Below are 18,229 nucleotides of genomic sequence, written 5' to 3' on the forward strand. Positions count from 1 at the left end.
TTTTCTCTTGGGGGCAGTCTGGAAAATCCGGCTGTCCCTGTTGTTAGGAAAATGAAGAAAGGAGCATTTACAAGTGAAGAAAATCCGAAGTTATACAAGTATCTGGAACGTGGAAAAGGTACTGTATGCCATCAATGATGTAAACCTGCCATTCCCTGTGACCTTTACCCAGATTACATGGTTCGTGCTGACGGAATTTATCATCATTCTGTTTGCAGATGTACCGCCACTTTCCATGATTGAGGGTGCGTTTTTGAAATATTTCGGGATTCCCGTTGCCCTTACATGGTTTATGTCACAGAAAACCTTTGACGGGAAAAAGCCATACAGTTACATCAAGACGATGGTGCTGTATGCTCTGCGTCCCAAAGTGACTTATGCCGGAAAAGCCGTGAACCTGCATAAGCAGAAATTTGAGGAAACTATCACGGCAGTAAGGAGTGTGACCTATGTTCCCGATTAAATATATCGACAATAACCTTGTCTGGAATAAGGACAATGAGGTGTTCGCCTACTATGAGCTGATACCGTACAATTATTCATTCTTATCCCCAGAACAGAAATACCTTGTGCATGACAGCTTCCGTCAGCTTATCGCACAGTCCCGTGAGGGAAAGATTCATGCGTTGCAGATTGCAACTGAAAGTTCAATCCGAAGCATACAGGAACAGTCAAAGAAGCTGGTCACTGGAAAGCTCCGTGAGGTAGCAATCCAAAAGATAGACGACCAGACCGAAGCCCTTGTATCCATGATAGGCGACAATCAAGTAGATTACCGTTTCTTTCTGGGATTCAAGCTCATGGTCACAGAGGACGAAGTCAATCTGAAGAACATCAAAAAATCGGTATTTCTGACATTCCGTGAGTTTTTGAATGAGGTAAGGCATACGCTGATGAACGACTTTGTTTCTATGAGCAATGATGAAATCAACCGTTATGTGAAGATGGAGAAATTACTGGAAAACAAAATCTCCCGTAGGTTCAAAATCCGCCGACTGGAAGCCAAAGACTTTGCGTATCTGATGGAACACCTCTACGGCAGGGACGGGATAGCCTATGAAGATTATGAGTATCCTCTGCCAAAAAGAAAATTAAAAAGGGAAACACTGATTAAGTATTATGACCTTATCCGTCCTACCCGTTGTGTGGTGGAAGAAAGCCAGCGATATTTGCGTCTGGAACATGAGGACAGCGAAAGCTATGTATCCTACTTTACGGTCAATGCCATTGTCGGGGAGCTGGACTTCCCATCATCGGAAATCTTTTATTTCCAGCAACAGCAGTTCACATTCCCTGTGGATACGTCTATGAATGTTGAGATTGTCGGGAATAAGAAAGCCTTAACCACTGTCCGTAACAAGAAAAAGGAATTAAAGGACTTGGATAATCACGCCTATCAAGCCGGAAACGAAACAAGTTCAAATGTGGTGGAAGCCTTGGACAGTGTCGATGAACTGGAAACAGATTTAGACCAGAGCAAGGAAAGTATGTACAAGTTAAGTTACGTCATACGGGTATCTGCACCCGATCTTGACGAACTGAAACGCCGTTGTGATGAAGTCAAGGACTTTTACGATGATTTGAACGTGAAGCTGGTACGTCCTGCCGGAGATATGATGGGACTGCATGGAGAGTTTCTTCCCGCCAGCAGGCGTTATATCAATGATTATATCCAGTATGTGAAATCCGATTTTTTAGCCGGACTTGGCTTCGGTGCTACCCAGATGTTGGGCGAAAATACAGGAATCTATATCGGATATTCCGTGGATACGGGAAGAAATGTCTACCTACAACCGTCCCTTGCCAGTCAAGGGGTAAAAGGTACGGTCACAAATGCGTTGGCTTCTGCTTTTGTCGGTTCGCTTGGTGGTGGAAAATCATTCTGTAATAACCTGCTGGTGTATTATTCCGTCCTGTTCGGTGGACAGGCAGTTATCCTAGACCCGAAAAGTGAGCGTGGGAACTGGAAAGAAACACTGCCGGAGATTGCAGAGGAAATCAACATTGTAAATCTTACTAGCGACAAGGAAAATGCAGGGCTTCTTGACCCGTTTGTAATTATGAAAGATAAAGAGGACGGAGCTACACTGGCAAAAGAAATTTTAACATTTTTAACAGGTATCTCAACCCGTGATGGAGACAAGTTCCCTGTGCTTATCAGTGCAATCAGCAAAGTATCAGAAAGTGAACAAAGAGGATTGCTAAATGTTATCACAGAATTACGGAAAGAAAATACGCCTATTTCAAACCATATCGCAAATCATATTGACAGTTTTACAAATTATGATTTTGCACACCTGCTCTTTTCAGACGGAACAGCGAAAAATACTATCAGTCTGGATAACCAGCTCAATATCATACAGGTTGCGGATTTGGTTCTGCCGGATAAAGATACTACTTTTGACGAATACACGACCATTGAATTATTATCGGTGGCAATGTTGATTGTAATATCTACCTTTGCCTTAGACTTTATCCATTCAGACCGAAGCATTTTTAAGATTGTAGACCTTGATGAAGCATGGGCGTTCTTAAATGTGGCACAGGGCGAAACACTCTCAAATAAGCTGGTGCGTGCTGGTAGAGCCATGAACGCCGGAGTTTATTTCGTGACACAATCCTCTGGGGACGTATCGAAAGAAAGTCTGAAAAATAACATCGGTTTAAAGTTTGCGTTCCGCTCCACAGATACCAATGAAATCAAACAGACCTTAGAGTTTTTCGGACTGGACAGTGAGGACGAAAACAACCAGAAACGGTTGAGGGATTTGGAGAACGGACAATGCTTAATGCAGGATTTATACGGGCGTGTCGGCGTGGTACAGATACACCCTGTCTTTGTAGAACTGCTCCATGCCTTTGATACCAGACCGCCGATAAAAAGTGAGGTGGATTTGGAATGATGAAATCTGTCACAAAAGAAAAGGTATTCCATGTACTGAAACTGGTACTGCTTGCCGTGACCGTCACGCTGGTACTGTTGTCCCTGCTTGGGACGGTAGCTCATGCGTCTGGACTGGTCGATGATACGGTCAATGCAGACAACCTGTATTCAAAGTATCCGCTTTCCAATTATCAGCTTGATTTCTATGTGGACAATAGCTGGTCTTGGCTTCCGTGGAACTGGCTGGACGGCATTGGAAAATCGGTGCAGTACGGGCTTTACTGTATCACAAACTTTGTCTGGACAATCAGCCTGTATCTTAGCAATGCCACAGGGTATGTGGTGCAACAGGCGTATAAGCTGGACTTTATCAATGATATGGCAGACAGTATCGGGAAAAGTATCCAGACACTCGCCGGAGTGACCGAAAACGGATTTTCCAGCAGTGGATTCTATGTGGGATTCCTGCTCATTATCATTTTGATTGTAGGTGTTTATACCGCCTATACAGGGCTTCTCAAACGGGAAACAAGCAAGGCACTTCACGCCGTTATCAACTTTGTGGTGGTATTTATCGTGTCTGCGTCCTTTATTGCCTACGCTCCCAATTATATCCAGAAAATCAATGATTTCAGTTCAGACATCAGCACCGCTTCTCTGGATTTGGGGACAAAAATCATGCTCCCCGATTCACAAAGCAAAGGCAAGGACAGTGTAGACCTTATCCGTGACAGCCTGTTTGCGATACAGGTAGAAAAACCGTGGCTGTTATTGCAGTTCGGAAACAGTGATACCGAAGAAATTGGAGCTGACCGTGTGGAAGCTCTGGTATCTGCCAGCCCATCAGACGAAGATGGAGAAACAAGGGAAAATGTTGTAAAAACAGAGATTGAGGATAACGACAATGACAACCTAACGATTCCGCAGGTCGTCAACCGTCTTGGCATGGTGTTCTTCCTGCTCATCTTCAATCTTGGCATTACTATTTTTATCTTTCTGCTTACCGGCATGATGTTGTTTTCCCAGATACTTTTTATCATCTATGCCATGTTCCTGCCTGTCAGCTTTTTAATGTCCATGATACCGACCTATGAAAACATGGCGAAACAGGCAGTTGTCCGTGTGTTCAATGCCATTATGACAAGAGCCGGAATCACACTGATTGTGACTGTGGCATTTTCGATTTCCAGTATGTTCTACAACATTTCCACGGATTACCCGTTCTTCATGGTGGCATTTTTGCAGATAATCTGCTTTGCTGGAATCTATATGAAACTCGGAGAACTAATGAGTATGTTCAGCCTGAATGCCAATGACAGCCAGCAGATAGGTCGCCGGATATTCCGTAGACCGATGGTGTTCATGCGACACAGGGCAAGACGTATGGAACGCCGACTTGCAAGGGCTGTGGGTACAGGAAGTATGGTCGGAGCTGGTACTGGTGCAGTCGCTGGTTCTGCTTATAATCACTCTCGTTCTACACATAAAAATACGCCAGCCAGACCACAAAGGAATAATGATATTTCCGTGGGAAGCCGTGTCGGTTCTGCGGTAGGTGCTGTAATGGATACAAAAAATAAAGTCCGTGACAGTGCTTCTTCTCTGAAAGAAAATGTGAAAGACTTACCGACACAGGCTGGTTATGCTGTCCACTCTGCAAAACAGAAAGCAAAGGATAATGTATCAGATTTTAAGCGTGGCGTTGTGGAAGAACGGGAAAACCGACAGGAACAGCGTACACAGAAACGCAACCTGCACAGGGAAAATATCTCACAGAAAAAGCAGAAATTACAGAAAGCACAGGAAGCAAGACAGAATGTTCATGCGAATGGATCAGCGACAGCCGGAGCTACCAGAAGCCATGAACGCCCTGTTGCCACATCTGTTCCAAAACCTGCACAGACCGATACAGTCACAAAACCGGATATGAAACGTCCTGCTACTTCCCCTGTGATAAAAAATGCAGAAATCAAGGCTGGAAAAGAAACTGTCCGAACCAACATCAGACAGGAACAGCAGGTCACACCTGTTGTCAGAACGAATCAGTCAAACGTAGCGGAATCCAGAAGTAATCAAAAGAAAACAACCGTACAGAAACAGGTCAACCAAAAACAAAATTGTAAGACTGTTACGAAGCAACCAGAGAAAGGACGGAAGAAATGAGATTAAAGCGTATCCTTATCATAGGTACGATATTCCCAGTCCTTTTCTCCCTCGTCCTCTTTTTCGGGATACTGATTTCCGGCGAAGATGACGACAGTTCAAACAGCTATTCGCCTGTCTATTCTGGCATGAACCTGTCAGCCGATGTCCTCAAACATCAGCCGATGGTAGAAAGATACGCCAGAGAAAACGGTATCTCGGAGTATGTGAACGTCCTGCTTGCCATCATACAGGTAGAAAGTGGTGGTACGGCTACTGATGTCATGCAGTCCAGCGAAAGTCTGGGACTACCGCCAAACTTCTTAAGTACAGAAGAATCCATTAAGCAGGGGTGTAAATATTTTGCGTCCCTGCTTTCTTCCTGTAAAGCAAAAGGCATGAATGACATTAACGTTATCATACAGTCTTATAACTATGGTGGTGGCTATGCAGACTATGTGGCGAAGAACGGGAAAAAGCACAGCTTCAATCTTGCGGAGAATTTCGCAAAGAATAAATCCGGCGGTACAAAAGTGACCTATACGAACCCGATAGCGGTCAGTAAAAATGGTGGCTGGCGGTATAACTATGGAAATATGTTCTATGTGGAGCTGGTCAACCAATATCTGACCGTGAAGCAGTTCAGCAACGAAACGGTACAGGCTGTTATGAATGAAGCGTTGAAGTATCAAGGCTGGAAGTATGTCTACGGTGGCAGTAACCCGAACACCTCTTTTGACTGTTCTGGTCTTACCCAGTGGTGCTACGGAAAAGCCGGAATCAGCCTGCCACGAACCGCACAGGCACAATATGACGCAACCCAGCATATCCCATTGTCACAGGCACAGGCTGGCGATTTGGTCTTTTTCCATTCCACCTACAACACCAGCGACTATGTTACCCATGTAGGAATCTATGTGGGAAACAATCAGATGTATCATGCCGGAAATCCAATCGGCTATACTGATTTGACCTCTGCCTACTGGCAACAGCACATCATTTGTGCCGGAAGAATCAAACAATAGAAAGGACTTGAAATATGTTTAAGAAGAAAGAACAAACAGAGAAAGCACCTAAGAATAAGAAAGTGCGTACCATGAAAGTCGGGACACATAAGAAATCTGTCCTGCTGTTGTGGGCGGTGCTTTTAGCAAGCACCAGCTTTGGTGTGTATAAGAATTTTACCGCTATTGACACCCACACGGTACATGAAAAAGAAATCATTCAGCTAAGATTGAACGATACCAACGGTATTGAAAATTTCGTCAAGAACTTTGCGAAAGCCTACTACTCATGGGATACAAGCAAGGAAGCCATTGAAGCAAGAACAACGGAAATCAGTAAATACCTTACCAAAGAATTACAGGACTTGAACGCTGATACCATCAGAACGGACATACCAACCAGTGTTACGGTTACAAATGTGCTGGTCTGGAATATAAAGCAGTCTGGAACGGACGATTTTACCGTTGCCTACGAAGTAGATCAGCAGGTAAAAGAGGGAGAACAGACACAGGCAGTTGCAGAAAACTACACCGTGACTGTTCATGTGGATAAGGACGGTGCAATGGTCATTACCCAAAATCCTACCCTTGCTCCGGCGGTACAGAAATCAAAGTATGAGCCAAAAGCACAGGAAGCAGATGTCAGTATCAGCTCAGACACAGTCAAGGACGCTACCGCTTTCTTGGAAACATTCTTCAAACTGTACCCTACCGCTACGGAGAAAGAACTTGCCTACTATGTCAAAGACGGTGTGCTTGCTCCTGTATCTGGCGATTATGTATTTTCAGAACTGGAAAACCCTGTCTTTACCAAAGATGGCGATAATCTCAAGGTCAGTGTGTCTGTGAAATATCTGGACAACAAATCGAAAATGACGCAAATTTCACAGTATGAGCTTATGCTTCATAAGAACGACAACTGGAAGATTGTAGAATAAATATTACAGCAGAATAGTATGGAAAGTTGTTATTTAATCTATACTATTCTGCAATCTATTATAATATTTTAAGGCAATTTCTAAAGCGATAAATATGTAGAAAAATACATAAGTACTGTGTATAATGAAGAAAAAGACAAATCGAAATTTGTAGGAATAGGTATTCAGGAAAATATACAGAAAATCACGCATTTGTGGGGATGATACGAATCGTGTCATACATGTGAAAGAGCGATTCTTGCGTCATTTTACGCTTTTTGATAAGGTGAAATCGTCGAAAAGACAAACCAATATAGAAAGGACGTATAATGATGAAAAAGAATGGAAAACAAGTTTTATTTTTAGGAGGTATATTTATTATAGCGTTTGCAATATGGACAGCTTTGATTCAGATGGTAGACGTGCAGCCACTGGGGCAGAATGCAACGAATATTGGATTTGCAACATTCAATTGCTGGTTTCATCGTTTAACAAATGTTAATATGACAATTTATACGATTACCGATTGGATGGGTCTGATTCCTTTAGTTGTATGCCTGATTTTTGCAGGTATTGGACTGGTTCAGTTAATAAAGAGAAGAAGTCTCTTCAAAGTGGATCCCGATATCATTATCCTGGGAGTTTATTATGTTATAGTGATACTGGCATACTTCATTTTTGAGATCATCCCAATCAATTACAGACCAATTTTAATCAATGGAATTATGGAGGCTTCTTATCCTTCTTCAACGACTCTACTGGTATTGTGCGTGATGCCGACTTTGGTTGAACAGATCCAGCGAAGAATGTCATGTTCTACATTGAAAAGAATCATAACGATTCTAGCAATCGCTTTTTCTGTATTCATGGTTATCGGCAGATTGATTTCCGGAGTACATTGGTTTACGGATATTGTGGGTGGTGTATTGTTAAGTGCCGGATTATTTACTGTTTATAAGGCAGTAGTTATGCTAACAATAAAAAAGTGAAATAAAAAAGGAGGTGAAGGAGGTGGAATTCCATGAAAAGCTTCAGGAATTAAGAAAGAGCCGAGGTTTGACACAAGAAGAACTAGCCGAGGCATTATTTGTTTCAAGAACTGCAATTTCAAAATGGGAATCCGGAAGAGGATATCCGAGCATAGATTCATTAAAGGAAATATCCAGATATTTCTCTGTGTCCATTGATGAGCTGTTATCCGGAGATCAGTTGGTTTTGATTGCTGAAAAAGAAAACAAGTCAAATCTCAATGGTCTATGTGACTTGTTATTTGGATTTACCGATTTGCTCTCTTTGATGCTTATTTTTCTTCCATTGTATTCCAAACCGGTTGATGGATATATCTATTCAGTAAGTCTTATTGAGTATGTAGATAATGAAATTTGGATTCGTATGACATACTGGGGTCTTTTTATCGCATTAACGATTATTGGAATTGTGAATATTTTAATGGTCAATTTCAAATTTGAAAAGGGAAAAAAGGTGATTACTTTTTTGTCTGTAGGGCTTAGTATTATTACTGTTTTGTATCTGGCGATTGCGAGAGAACCATATGCAGTAACAGTGGCTTTTCTGTTGTTACTTATAAAAGAAGGTCTACTTTATAAACGAGCTATGGACGGTCGATAAGGAGTTGAGCCATACAAATTCAAGTTTGTAAAAAACTAATGAGTTATATACGAAAGTATTCATTATTTTTAATATTTTGTGGCATTATCGAATGGAAATAAATTTATTCAGAAAGGTTGTGGTTAGATGTTGGGTATCAAAAAGCGTGATACAAAACAAGTATTTAAAGCGATTGCACATCAACAGGGTGTTTCCGTATCAGAAGTAAAAGAACGTATTCAGTCAACCATTGATGAAATGTATTACAGCGATGACCCAGATGTGCAAGCTGAATTTTCAAGTTATTTTGGAAAGAAACGACCTACACCAGAAGAATACGTTTATACGATGGCAACAAAAATTAAATACTGATTTTATGAAAAATCATCACTTCTTTAACCTGTACATTAACTGTGCAGGTCTTTTTTTGTCTTTTTTTATCGAATTGAATAATTTTTACCTTTCTCATCGGCTTATATATTGAGGGCAAATATAAATTTTATCTAAAATAGCGATTATTTTTTCAAATCACTTAGCAACTGCCCTGTTTTTTTCTTATATGGAGTGGAAAGAGGGATAGATACAAAACAGCACAGGGAGGAGGTGAGAACGTGAAACCATCTGACTTCCAGAAAACTGTAATGTGTCGTTTTGATAGTTGTTTAAAAAAAACTGTTTTCGGAGTTGTAAAAGATTACTACAAAGAGTTGAAAAAGAATCAAGCAGAAGCTATCCCCTTTTGTGAGCTTCCCGACATTATCATAGATAAAGTTGCTATATGGGATACATATAAAACGGATTACACGACTTTCAATATATGTGGACATGACATTTATGTATATGACGATGAGCTGGCAAAAGTCATTAAACAATTATCTGACCGTTACCGTGAAAATGTACTTATGTACTATTTCTTGGATATGAGTGATACGGAAATTGCAAAATTGCAGAATATATCCCGAAGTGGTGTATTTCAAAACCGACACTATGCATTAAAACAAATGAAAAAGTCATTAGAGGAGGGAAATTAGTATTTGAAACAAAAACGTTCGTATAAGAAGCCATCATTTTATGTGATTTCATCGGCTATGGACGGCGACAAAATTTCCATTGATAAAATCTTAGATTTCTATGACCCGTATATATCAAAAAGCTGTATTCGCCCATTATATGATGAATACGGAAATGTATATATCGCTGTGGATATGGAGTTAAAAGGTCGTATCAGAGAAGCCATTATGAAAATGATATTGGAATTTGACATAAAAATCGAATAGGTAATATCTGCGGAACGCTTCATATAAGCACTTCCCTCTTTCCTGTTCCGCTTACTTCTTAGCTTGCCATTTTGTATCAGTCTATTTAACAAAACAGATTGATACAGGCTGACAAGAGCCTAATAGTTCTTTGACAACTGAATAATGCAGACAGATACGTTTGTGCTTGCAGTGAGCCATCAGAGATTGTACGCCGTGACTTTTCCAATCGGGAGATAGCGATTCATGCAATGATCTGGGAGCGACCGTTGGAAAAGTCGTTCTGCCATGACCTGCAACACAGGATAATGATACACCCGTATGACACGGTTCAGCCCACAGGAATGGGAATGGTTGAGATACCAGTGGAGCTTGCCAAAGCCATTTGTCTGCATATAAAAAGTATTAGCAAAAGTGTTAGCAACGGCAAAAAACATATCCGCAAGAGTTATTGATATGCTATAATGACCTTGTTAAACGTATGTATTTTGCTGTTATCACACGGAAAGGAGTTATTATTACTCGTGATAAGTGATACATCAAATACAGAAACTCCCAAAAAGGAGAAAAAGACATATACAGTAGAGGAAATTGCAGAACAATTATGTGTGAGTAAAAAAGTGGCTTACGCATTGGTTAAAAGTGGACAGTTCGCTTATGTTCGTGCTGGTAGAGCCATACGGGTATCTAAAGATTCTTTCGATAAATGGTTAAATCAAAATTAACTGTTAAGGAGAGAATATATTATGGCTTCAATCAAAAAAAGAAAATCAACATTTTCTGTTATTTACTGGTATTTAGACAATGCAGGAGAACGTAAACAGAAATGGGATACGTTAGAGACAAAGAAAGAGGCAAAGCAGAGAAAAGCATTTGTTGAGTATTATCAAGAAAAATATGGTTATGTGATTGTTCCCTTAGAGGAACAGTTTGCACGCCAGATTGATGAATCGAAAAAAGAACTTGATAGTACCGATGAAGATATTACGCTTTGTGACTTTTTAAAAATATTTGTCAATCTCTATGGTACGTCAAAATGGTCGCCTAGTACATTTAGTAGCAAGGTCGGTACTATCGAAAATTACATCAATCCACTTATCGGGGATTGGAAGTTAAATGAGATTACCACAAAGAAATTATCTGCCTACTACAACGATTTATTGAGTGTTCCAGAAGTACCCAGAGCTAATAGAAAAGCTACTGGACGTTGCGTACAACCTGCCAATATCAAGAAAATACACGACATTATACGCTGTGCATTAAATCAAGCAATCCGTTGGGAATATATTGATACCAACAAGCGTAACCCTGCTTCATTAGCAACGCTTCCTAAAGTTCCTAAGGTAAAAAGAAAAGTATGGAGTGTAGATACATTCCGTGAAGCAATTCAGCAGTCAGACGACGATTTATTAACCATCTGTATGCATTTGGCGTTTTCCTGCTCAATGCGTATTGGAGAAATTACAGGTCTTACATGGGAAGATGTGATTATTGATGAACAATCCATTGCAACGAATAACGCAAGGGTAATCATCAACAAAGAGCTTTCCAGAGTAAATGCACAAGCTATGCAGAAATTAAAGGAAAAAGATATTATCAAGATTTTTCCGACACAAAAGCCACATTGCACAACAAGGCTTGTATTAAAGACACCAAAGACAGAAACAAGTAATCGTACCGTATGGTTGCCAAAGACAGTTGCAGAATTGCTGGTGCAATATCAAAAAGACCAAAAGGAATTACAGGAATTTCTAGGAGACGCTTATAACAATTACAACCTTGTTATAGCTTTGGAAAATGGAAATCCCGTTGAAAGTAGAATTGTGAGAGACAGATTTCAAAAGTTATGCGAACAAAATGGCTATGAACAAGTTGTTTTCCACAGTCTGCGTCATTTATCCACAGGATACAAATTGAAAATGACCAACGGCGATGTAAAATCGGTACAAGGCGATACAGGTCATGCAGAAGCAGAAATGGTTACAGACGTTTATTCAGAAATCATAGACGAAGATAGACGTTACAATGCTCAAAAGATGGACGAACAATTTTATTCCACTCTAAACCATGATTCAGAAATGCAACCACAAAATGAGGAAGTTCAGCCAGAAAACAACGGCTTATCAGACAGTGATATGGAGCTTTTACAGTTTTTAAAATCACTTACGCCGGAGATGAAAGCAATGCTTTTGAAACAATCAGCTTCAAAGTAATTTTTCAAAAGTGTTAGCAAATCTTCAAAAATCTGCTGATATTTTTTCAAAATAAAAAAAGTGTTAGCAAACTCTTCTACTCAAACAGTCATAAAAATATCGAATTACAAATTCTGAAAATCAAAAGAAATTGCAAAATATAAATTGAATATGTTCTTATCCGACAGGTTATAAGCCAAAAACAAAAGAAGCTGAAAACCTCTATAAATCAAGGCTTTCAGCGTTGTTTGCTGGCGTCCCAGACAGGAATCGAACCTGCGACGTTTCGCTTAGGAGGCGAACCCTCTATCCTACTGAGGTACTGAGACGTATTTAATTTTCATGGAGCAATTTTCAAATTTATTTCATAAATCGCTTCCAAAAGGGGATTGCTCCACCTGACCCTTAGGAGGCACTTGTTCTATCCATTAAACTAACAGGACAAATACCGGATTTTTGGCTTAAAATCAAAGTTTTCAGCCATTTCAACGGTATTGGATTTTATGATTTAAAACTGACTTGCGTCAGCTGAATCAATCTTATATGATGAAATTTTTTGGTATGAAGCTATCGCCTTTTCCAAAAACACATGTCCCCTTAATTATGACATCACATAACAGAATCGAACTCAAATTCATTTTTCTGTTATATGCCGAAGCGATAACTCTGGTCACCGCTTAGGAGGCACTTTTTATATCCATTTAACTAAGGAAACACATATATTATTTAATATGGAGTAACGCATTGCGTCACTCCACATAAAATTGTACTATATCTTTCTTTAAAAAACAAGACCTTTATTTTTGAAGCTCAAAATTGCAACTGTCCCTGAAGCCATATGGTACCTTTGAATCTTCTTCCTACCTGTGGATCTCCCAGAAGATCTTTTCGGTTAATGCATACATCAAATTGCATATTGTTGCTTTCTATCGTCATCTGGACAAGTTCCTCATCTGTGACAATATTGTTGACAGTATGCACTTCCAAAATTTCACCCAGTATGCTGTACTGATCACACTGGATTCCATAAGGCATAAAATAGGAATCCACAATCGAAAGAATATCCTCATTCACAATTCTGGTTGAAATCATGGAATACGTATCCATTTCTTCCATTGTCAAATTTTCCATTGCCTCTTCATCACCATTTCTGGCAGCTGCAATCATGGAGCTTCTGTTCTTTGCAGATTCCTGCTCCACCTTGACAGCTTCTTTATCTTTGAGGACTGGAAGAAGGATTTTGCCTTCTCCCGCAAGTCCTGATAAAATCAATGGATAATTGTCAATTTTTTCTTTTCCACTTTCCTTCATATATTCAGCAGTATTCTGAAGATAAAAAATCAATGTGATTCCGATTCGCAGATCATCACATGCTCCGGAAAAAGCATTTCTATCTACATGCTTTTCTACGGTAACTGCCTCCTGTGTCGTAACTCCTGTCCCATGAAAGAACGGATAATAATACTCCACATGAAACCGGTCTTCCTCATCATACTGACCACAAACAGTGATTCCACAATCGTTTCCATAATTTCTCGAAAATTCAGCAAATGTGCCATCTGGGTAATCCTGAATAACATTTTTTTTATCATAATTCTTGATAACATCAAGAATTATTTTTTTCATTTCTTCTCGTTTACTGATCTGAGAAAAACCAATTGCTTTTAAAAAGCTGTGCAAAATATACCTCCGTACCCTTATGCCTGGGTCTTTTTCTCAATCTTTTTCATGCCGCCCATGTATGGCTGCAGTGCTTCTGGAATATTTACAGATCCGTCTGCATTCAGGTTGTTTTCCAAAAATGCGATCAGCATTCTCGGAGGTGCTACTACAGTATTGTTTAAGGTGTGAGCCAGATATTTCTTACCATCTTTGCCATTTACACGGATTCTCAGACGACGAGCCTGTGCATCACCAAGGTTAGAGCAGCTTCCTACCTCGAAGTATTTCTTCTGACGTGGAGACCATGCTTCTACATCAAGGGATTTTACTTTCAGGTCTGCCAGGTCACCAGAGCAGCATTCCAGTGTACGTACCGGAATATCCAGAGAACGAAACAGATCTACAGTATTCTTCCACAGTTTATCAAACCACATCGGGCTTTCTTCAGGTTTGCAGACAACGATCATTTCCTGTTTCTCAAACTGATGGATACGGTAAACCCCTCTCTCCTCAAGACCATGTGCACCTTTTTCTTTACGGAAACATGGGGAATAGCTTGTAAGTGTCTTCGGCAGTTCTTCTTCAGGAACAATCTGATCTATGAATTTACCGATCATAGAATGCTCACTTGTACCGATCAGGTAAAGGTCTTCACCTTCGATTTTATACATCATGGCATCCATTTCTGCGAAACTCATTACACCTGTTACAACGTTGCTTCTGATCATGAAAGGCGGTACACAGTAAGTAAATCCTCTGTTTATCATGAAATCTCTTGCGTATGCAATAACTGCAGAATGAAGTCTTGCGATATCTCCCATCAGATAGTAGAATCCGTTACCTGCAACACGTCTTGCGCTGTCCAGATCAATTCCGTCAAAGTTTTCCATAATTTCTGTATGATATGGAATTTCGTAATCCGGAACAACTGGTTCACCAAATTTTTCAATTTCAACATTTTCACTGTCATCTTTACCAATCGGGACAGATGGATCGATAATATTCGGAATAACCATCATATTTTTCAGAAGTTCTTCTTCTACTTCTTTTTCTCTTGCAGAAAGTTCATCAATACGTGCACCGGATGCTGCAACCTGTTTTTTTACTTCTTCTGCTTCTTCGCGTTTACCCTGTCCCATCAATGCACCGATCTGTTTGGAAATTTTGTTTCTTTCAGCTCTGAGTGCTTCTACTTCCTGTTTGATTTCTCTGTTTTCTTTGTCCAGAGCGATTACTTTATCAACCAGTTCCAGTTTGTTATTCTGGAATTTGTTGCGGATGTTCTGTTTTACGATTTCAGGATTTTCTCTCACAAATTTAATGTCTAACATAATTTCTCCTCCTGACAGTTTTTACTGTCTCTTTATTTTTCTATATCACTTTCTTCTTCATTGATATTGGCAAGTCCAAAGTTTACTGCCTTACGCAAAGCCTCTACTTCTTCCTGACTGAGCATTACATAAGATTCACCTTTGACAATTTCCTTTAAATAAAGGAAACAGTTGTCTCGGCTATGTACTGCATTCAGAATCAGGCCGGTATTGTCTTTATCCAATAATGCGAGTGCAAAACTAAGTTTACCACCCACATCATCAAACGCATCATATTTTTCTACGCCATATTTGCTGAAAATGATTTTAAAATGCTGTTCCAGTGCATTGATTGCATGCTCATGGTCTTCTTTTGCTTCATACAATCTGTCTATCTGAGCAAATTTACGTACAAACGTTTTTTCTAAGGATTGCGCATCGCTTCCTTTCATAAACATTTTGTATTTTCTTTCCAGTCGTGTCAGACGCATGCCATTACTGATCATCAATCCAATTAGAATAATTACAATAACCAGTAATACAATAATGATGATTCCAGAGTCAATACCCATACTATCAAAAATTGTACTCATATCATACTCCTTTTAACCAATGGATTCAAATAAATCAATAATTCTGTCCAAGTCATCTCTGGAATAGTATTCGATTTCTATTTTTCCTTTGTTATTTTTCTTGCGGTGAATGAATACACGTGTTCCAGTAATTCCTTTCATTCTTTCCTCAAGACTTTCATAAATGGCATCTTCTGCCGGATTTGTGACTTTATCTTTTTTCTTTGACGGTGCAAGAACCGTTTTTACCAGTTTTTCAGTTTCACGCACACTGAGTTTTTCATCAAACACTTTCATTGCAGTCGTGTACTGTTTCTCTGAATCATCAATTGCAAGAATTGCTCTTGCATGTCCGGCTGAAATCATCTCATCAACCATCATCTGCTGTACGCGTGCATCCAGTTTCAAAAGTCTCATAGAATTGGTTACTGCTGTTCTGCTCTTTGAAACTCTTTCTGCGATTTCATCCTGTTTCATGTGAAACTCATCAATCAGGCGTTTATATGCCATTGCTTCTTCAACCGGATTGAGATCTTCTCTCTGAATGTTTTCAATAAGAGAGATTTCTACGATTTCCTGGGTGGAAAGTTCTCTTACTACAACCGGAACTTCTTTCAATCCTGCAAGTTTAGCAGCTCTCCAACGTCTTTCACCGGCAACGATCTCATAATAGTCCTTTTTATCAGACACGAGAAGTGGTTGCAGTACTCCATATTGTTTTATGGAATCAGCTAGTTCTTGAAGTGCATCTTCATCAAATTTTTTACGGGGCTGCTCTCTGTTTGGCTCGATCATAGATAGCTTCATCATTCTCGCGCCATTACTGTTTTCCTGCTGACTGGATTTCTTTGTCTCTGCTGTAGCTGTTTTTGTTTGTTTTACAGTTTTAACTGTTGTTTTTGGCTTGCTCTGTACTGTTTTTTCCGGAAACAATGCATCCAGGCCGCGTCCAAGTCCTGACTTTTTTCCAGCCATTATTTATCCTCCCTGTTTATTACTTCTTCTGCAAGAAGGCGGTATGCCTCTGCTCCTGCGGATTTTGTGTCGTATAAGGTTATAGGCTGTCCGTAACTCGGAGCCTCTGCGAGTCTGACATTTCTAGGAATAATCGTTTTGTAAATATTCTGCTGAAGATTATCCTTAACATTTTCTACGACCTGCAGGGAAAGATTTGTTCTTGCATCATACATGGTAAAGACTACGCCTTCCATAACAAGTTTTTTGTTCAGACGATCTTTAACGAGATCAATTGTATGTATCAGCTGTGACAGTCCTTCCAATGCGTAATATTCGCACTGAATTGGTACTAATACGGAGTTTGCAGCCGTTAATGCATTGATAGTAAGCATGTTTAATGATGGTGGACAGTCGATAATGATATAGTCGTATTTTCTGCGAACCTTATCTATAATTTTTTTTAGGATATATTCTTTTTCATCTACACCAATAAGTTCAATTTCTGCTCCAGATAAGTTTACGTTGGATGGAATCAGATCTACGTTTTCAACTACGTCTTTTACAATAGTATCTTTTGTCTCTGCTTCTCCTAAAAGTAATTCGTATAATGTATTTTCTACATTATTTTTATCTACTCCTAATCCACTTGTAGTGTTTCCCTGTGGATCCATGTCGATTGTAAGTACTTTTTTTTCTTTTTCAGCAAGGCATGCAGAAAGATTGATTGCCGTGGTGGATTTTCCAACACCGCCTTTCTGATTTGCTACTGCTATTACTCTTCCCAAGTTTCACCCTCCCTTCGGGATGTCAGCTGCGTATTTATTTGCATAGCGCATTGATATTATTATAGCACTTTTAATATTATTGTTCCACAAAATGTTTCACGTGAAACATTAAATTTCGAGAAATTTTTTGAAAATTTATTATTTATATTTGACAAGGTGTTGGGGAATGTAGTTTTATTTCAGCTTACATGTTATATTTCACGCAATTGAATAAGATATGGCGTGCAACAACGGCTTCGTCGTTCGGTAGTTCTATGAGATAACCTGTCTGTTAAATGCATACGTAGAAAATCACAAACTCGCTGACGCTCAAACAGTATGATTTCCTACGCATAACACAGCCAGGACATCTCTAAGAGCTTCTCGAACTCCTGCAGAGGTTGTCGTACACCATATCTTTTCATTGCTGATATATAAATATGTAGTGAAATAGAGCAACTGTGAACTGCGGGCTGTGGTAGTTAAGCGTATATCTGCTTAATTATTTTTCACATGAAACATTGTAGAAAATCGACAGGATCTTATTGAGAAAGAATGGATATGGAAGCCTTGAAGAAATTTTCATAAATTCTACGCTAATTATCATATTTCTTACGTACATTACTGATATATAAATATATAATAAAATAAAGCAATAATGGGCTTTATCAGTTCAGTTATGTTTCACGTGAAACATTGCTAAAATACAGTAGCCTCTATAACAGGACAGATGCAGGAACCTTGGCCAAATTTCGTTACGAGCTTTGCGCTAGCTGCCGTCACCGAGCGCTCTGTCTGAGCGTAGCGAGTTTGCGCGAATGGCGGCTTATCAGCGCGCGAAGTGAGTAGAAATTGGGGCTTGTTCCTGCATCCGTCCTGTGTATAGAGGCTGCGTGAGTTTGCATTGTGTTTCGGCTGATATATGATTGAAATTGTTATTTCAGATTACATGTTATATTTT

17 protein-coding genes and 1 tRNA gene are annotated in these 18,229 nt (G+C 39.6%); 12 read left to right on the forward strand and 6 right to left on the reverse strand.

What is annotated here, in order from left to right; translation table 11 throughout:
* Nucleotides 1-73 precede the first annotated feature (73 nt).
* The 12 genes from BQ7344_RS10245 (at nucleotide 74) to BQ7344_RS10305 (ending at nucleotide 12,024) form a co-directional block, all read left to right on the forward strand.
* Nucleotides 74-463: a conjugal transfer protein gene (locus BQ7344_RS10245; RefSeq protein ID WP_005611098.1), complete on the forward strand. Its 390-nt coding sequence runs from the start codon at nucleotides 74-76 to the stop codon at nucleotides 461-463.
* Nucleotides 450-2,903: a conjugal transfer ATPase TcpF gene (locus BQ7344_RS10250; protein WP_072522496.1), complete on the forward strand. Its 2,454-nt coding sequence runs from the start codon at nucleotides 450-452 to the stop codon at nucleotides 2,901-2,903. The genes BQ7344_RS10245 and BQ7344_RS10250 overlap by 14 nt, the downstream gene beginning before the upstream one ends.
* Entirely contained in the window at nucleotides 2,900-5,047 is a 2,148-nt protein-coding gene (locus tag BQ7344_RS10255) for a CD3337/EF1877 family mobilome membrane protein (RefSeq protein ID WP_143143558.1), read from the forward strand. The genes BQ7344_RS10250 and BQ7344_RS10255 overlap by 4 nt, the downstream gene beginning before the upstream one ends.
* On the forward strand, nucleotides 5,044-6,051 hold the full coding sequence (locus BQ7344_RS10260) for a bifunctional lytic transglycosylase/C40 family peptidase (RefSeq protein ID WP_072522497.1): 1,008 nt from the start codon (nucleotides 5,044-5,046) through the stop codon (nucleotides 6,049-6,051). The genes BQ7344_RS10255 and BQ7344_RS10260 overlap by 4 nt, the downstream gene beginning before the upstream one ends.
* Before the next feature lie 14 nt (nucleotides 6,052-6,065).
* Nucleotides 6,066-6,968 carry a conjugal transfer protein gene (locus BQ7344_RS10265; protein WP_072522498.1) on the forward strand — a complete coding sequence of 301 codons (903 nt, stop codon included), beginning with the start codon at nucleotides 6,066-6,068 and terminating at the stop codon, nucleotides 6,966-6,968.
* A 308-nt stretch (nucleotides 6,969-7,276) separates the two neighbouring features.
* The gene (locus BQ7344_RS10270; protein ID WP_013976757.1) at nucleotides 7,277-7,936 is read left to right on the forward strand and encodes a phosphatase PAP2 family protein; all 660 of its coding nucleotides are present in this window, start codon (nucleotides 7,277-7,279) and stop codon (nucleotides 7,934-7,936) included.
* A gap of 22 nt (nucleotides 7,937-7,958) precedes the next feature.
* Entirely contained in the window at nucleotides 7,959-8,576 is a 618-nt protein-coding gene (locus tag BQ7344_RS10275) for a helix-turn-helix domain-containing protein (protein WP_072522499.1), read from the forward strand.
* A gap of 126 nt (nucleotides 8,577-8,702) precedes the next feature.
* Nucleotides 8,703-8,927: a sporulation initiation factor Spo0A C-terminal domain-containing protein gene (locus BQ7344_RS10280; RefSeq protein WP_005334915.1), complete on the forward strand. Its 225-nt coding sequence runs from the start codon at nucleotides 8,703-8,705 to the stop codon at nucleotides 8,925-8,927.
* A 239-nt stretch (nucleotides 8,928-9,166) separates the two neighbouring features.
* The gene (locus BQ7344_RS10285; protein WP_072522500.1) at nucleotides 9,167-9,586 is read left to right on the forward strand and encodes a sigma factor-like helix-turn-helix DNA-binding protein; all 420 of its coding nucleotides are present in this window, start codon (nucleotides 9,167-9,169) and stop codon (nucleotides 9,584-9,586) included.
* 57 nt (nucleotides 9,587-9,643) lie between these two features.
* Nucleotides 9,644-9,832 (forward strand): helix-turn-helix domain-containing protein, encoded by a 189-nt coding sequence (locus tag BQ7344_RS10290; RefSeq protein WP_005334926.1) that lies wholly within the window; start codon nucleotides 9,644-9,646, stop codon nucleotides 9,830-9,832.
* A gap of 503 nt (nucleotides 9,833-10,335) precedes the next feature.
* Nucleotides 10,336-10,536, forward strand: coding sequence for a helix-turn-helix domain-containing protein (locus BQ7344_RS10300; protein WP_226814520.1), 201 nt, complete (start codon nucleotides 10,336-10,338; stop codon nucleotides 10,534-10,536).
* Nucleotides 10,537-10,557: 21 nt separating this feature from the next.
* Nucleotides 10,558-12,024, forward strand: a complete 1,467-nt coding sequence (locus BQ7344_RS10305) for a site-specific integrase (protein WP_072522501.1) — start codon at nucleotides 10,558-10,560, stop codon at nucleotides 12,022-12,024.
* A 231-nt stretch (nucleotides 12,025-12,255) separates the two neighbouring features.
* Here the strand turns inward: BQ7344_RS10305 and BQ7344_RS10310 are convergent.
* From BQ7344_RS10310 to BQ7344_RS10335, 6 genes are all read right to left on the reverse strand, one after another.
* Nucleotides 12,256-12,332: transfer RNA gene (locus BQ7344_RS10310), tRNA-Arg, on the reverse strand.
* A 481-nt stretch (nucleotides 12,333-12,813) separates the two neighbouring features.
* Complete coding sequence (locus tag BQ7344_RS10315) at nucleotides 12,814-13,683, reverse strand: DUF3881 family protein (protein ID WP_072522502.1); 870 nt, start codon at nucleotides 13,681-13,683, stop codon at nucleotides 12,814-12,816.
* A gap of 17 nt (nucleotides 13,684-13,700) precedes the next feature.
* Nucleotides 13,701-14,996, reverse strand: coding sequence for a serine--tRNA ligase (gene serS, locus BQ7344_RS10320; protein ID WP_072522503.1), 1,296 nt, complete (start codon nucleotides 14,994-14,996; stop codon nucleotides 13,701-13,703).
* A gap of 32 nt (nucleotides 14,997-15,028) precedes the next feature.
* Nucleotides 15,029-15,568: a DUF4446 family protein gene (locus tag BQ7344_RS10325; protein WP_072522504.1), complete on the reverse strand. Its 540-nt coding sequence runs from the start codon at nucleotides 15,566-15,568 to the stop codon at nucleotides 15,029-15,031.
* A 12-nt stretch (nucleotides 15,569-15,580) separates the two neighbouring features.
* The gene (locus tag BQ7344_RS10330) at nucleotides 15,581-16,522 is read right to left on the reverse strand and encodes a ParB/RepB/Spo0J family partition protein (RefSeq protein WP_072522505.1); all 942 of its coding nucleotides are present in this window, start codon (nucleotides 16,520-16,522) and stop codon (nucleotides 15,581-15,583) included.
* Nucleotides 16,522-17,289 (reverse strand): ParA family protein, encoded by a 768-nt coding sequence (locus BQ7344_RS10335; RefSeq protein WP_072522506.1) that lies wholly within the window; start codon nucleotides 17,287-17,289, stop codon nucleotides 16,522-16,524. The genes BQ7344_RS10330 and BQ7344_RS10335 overlap by 1 nt, the downstream gene beginning before the upstream one ends.
* Nucleotides 17,290-18,229: the final 940 nt, after the last annotated feature.

The organism is Blautia sp. Marseille-P3087 (assembly GCF_900120195.1).
Taxonomy (GTDB): Bacteria; Bacillota; Clostridia; order Lachnospirales; family Lachnospiraceae; genus Blautia_A.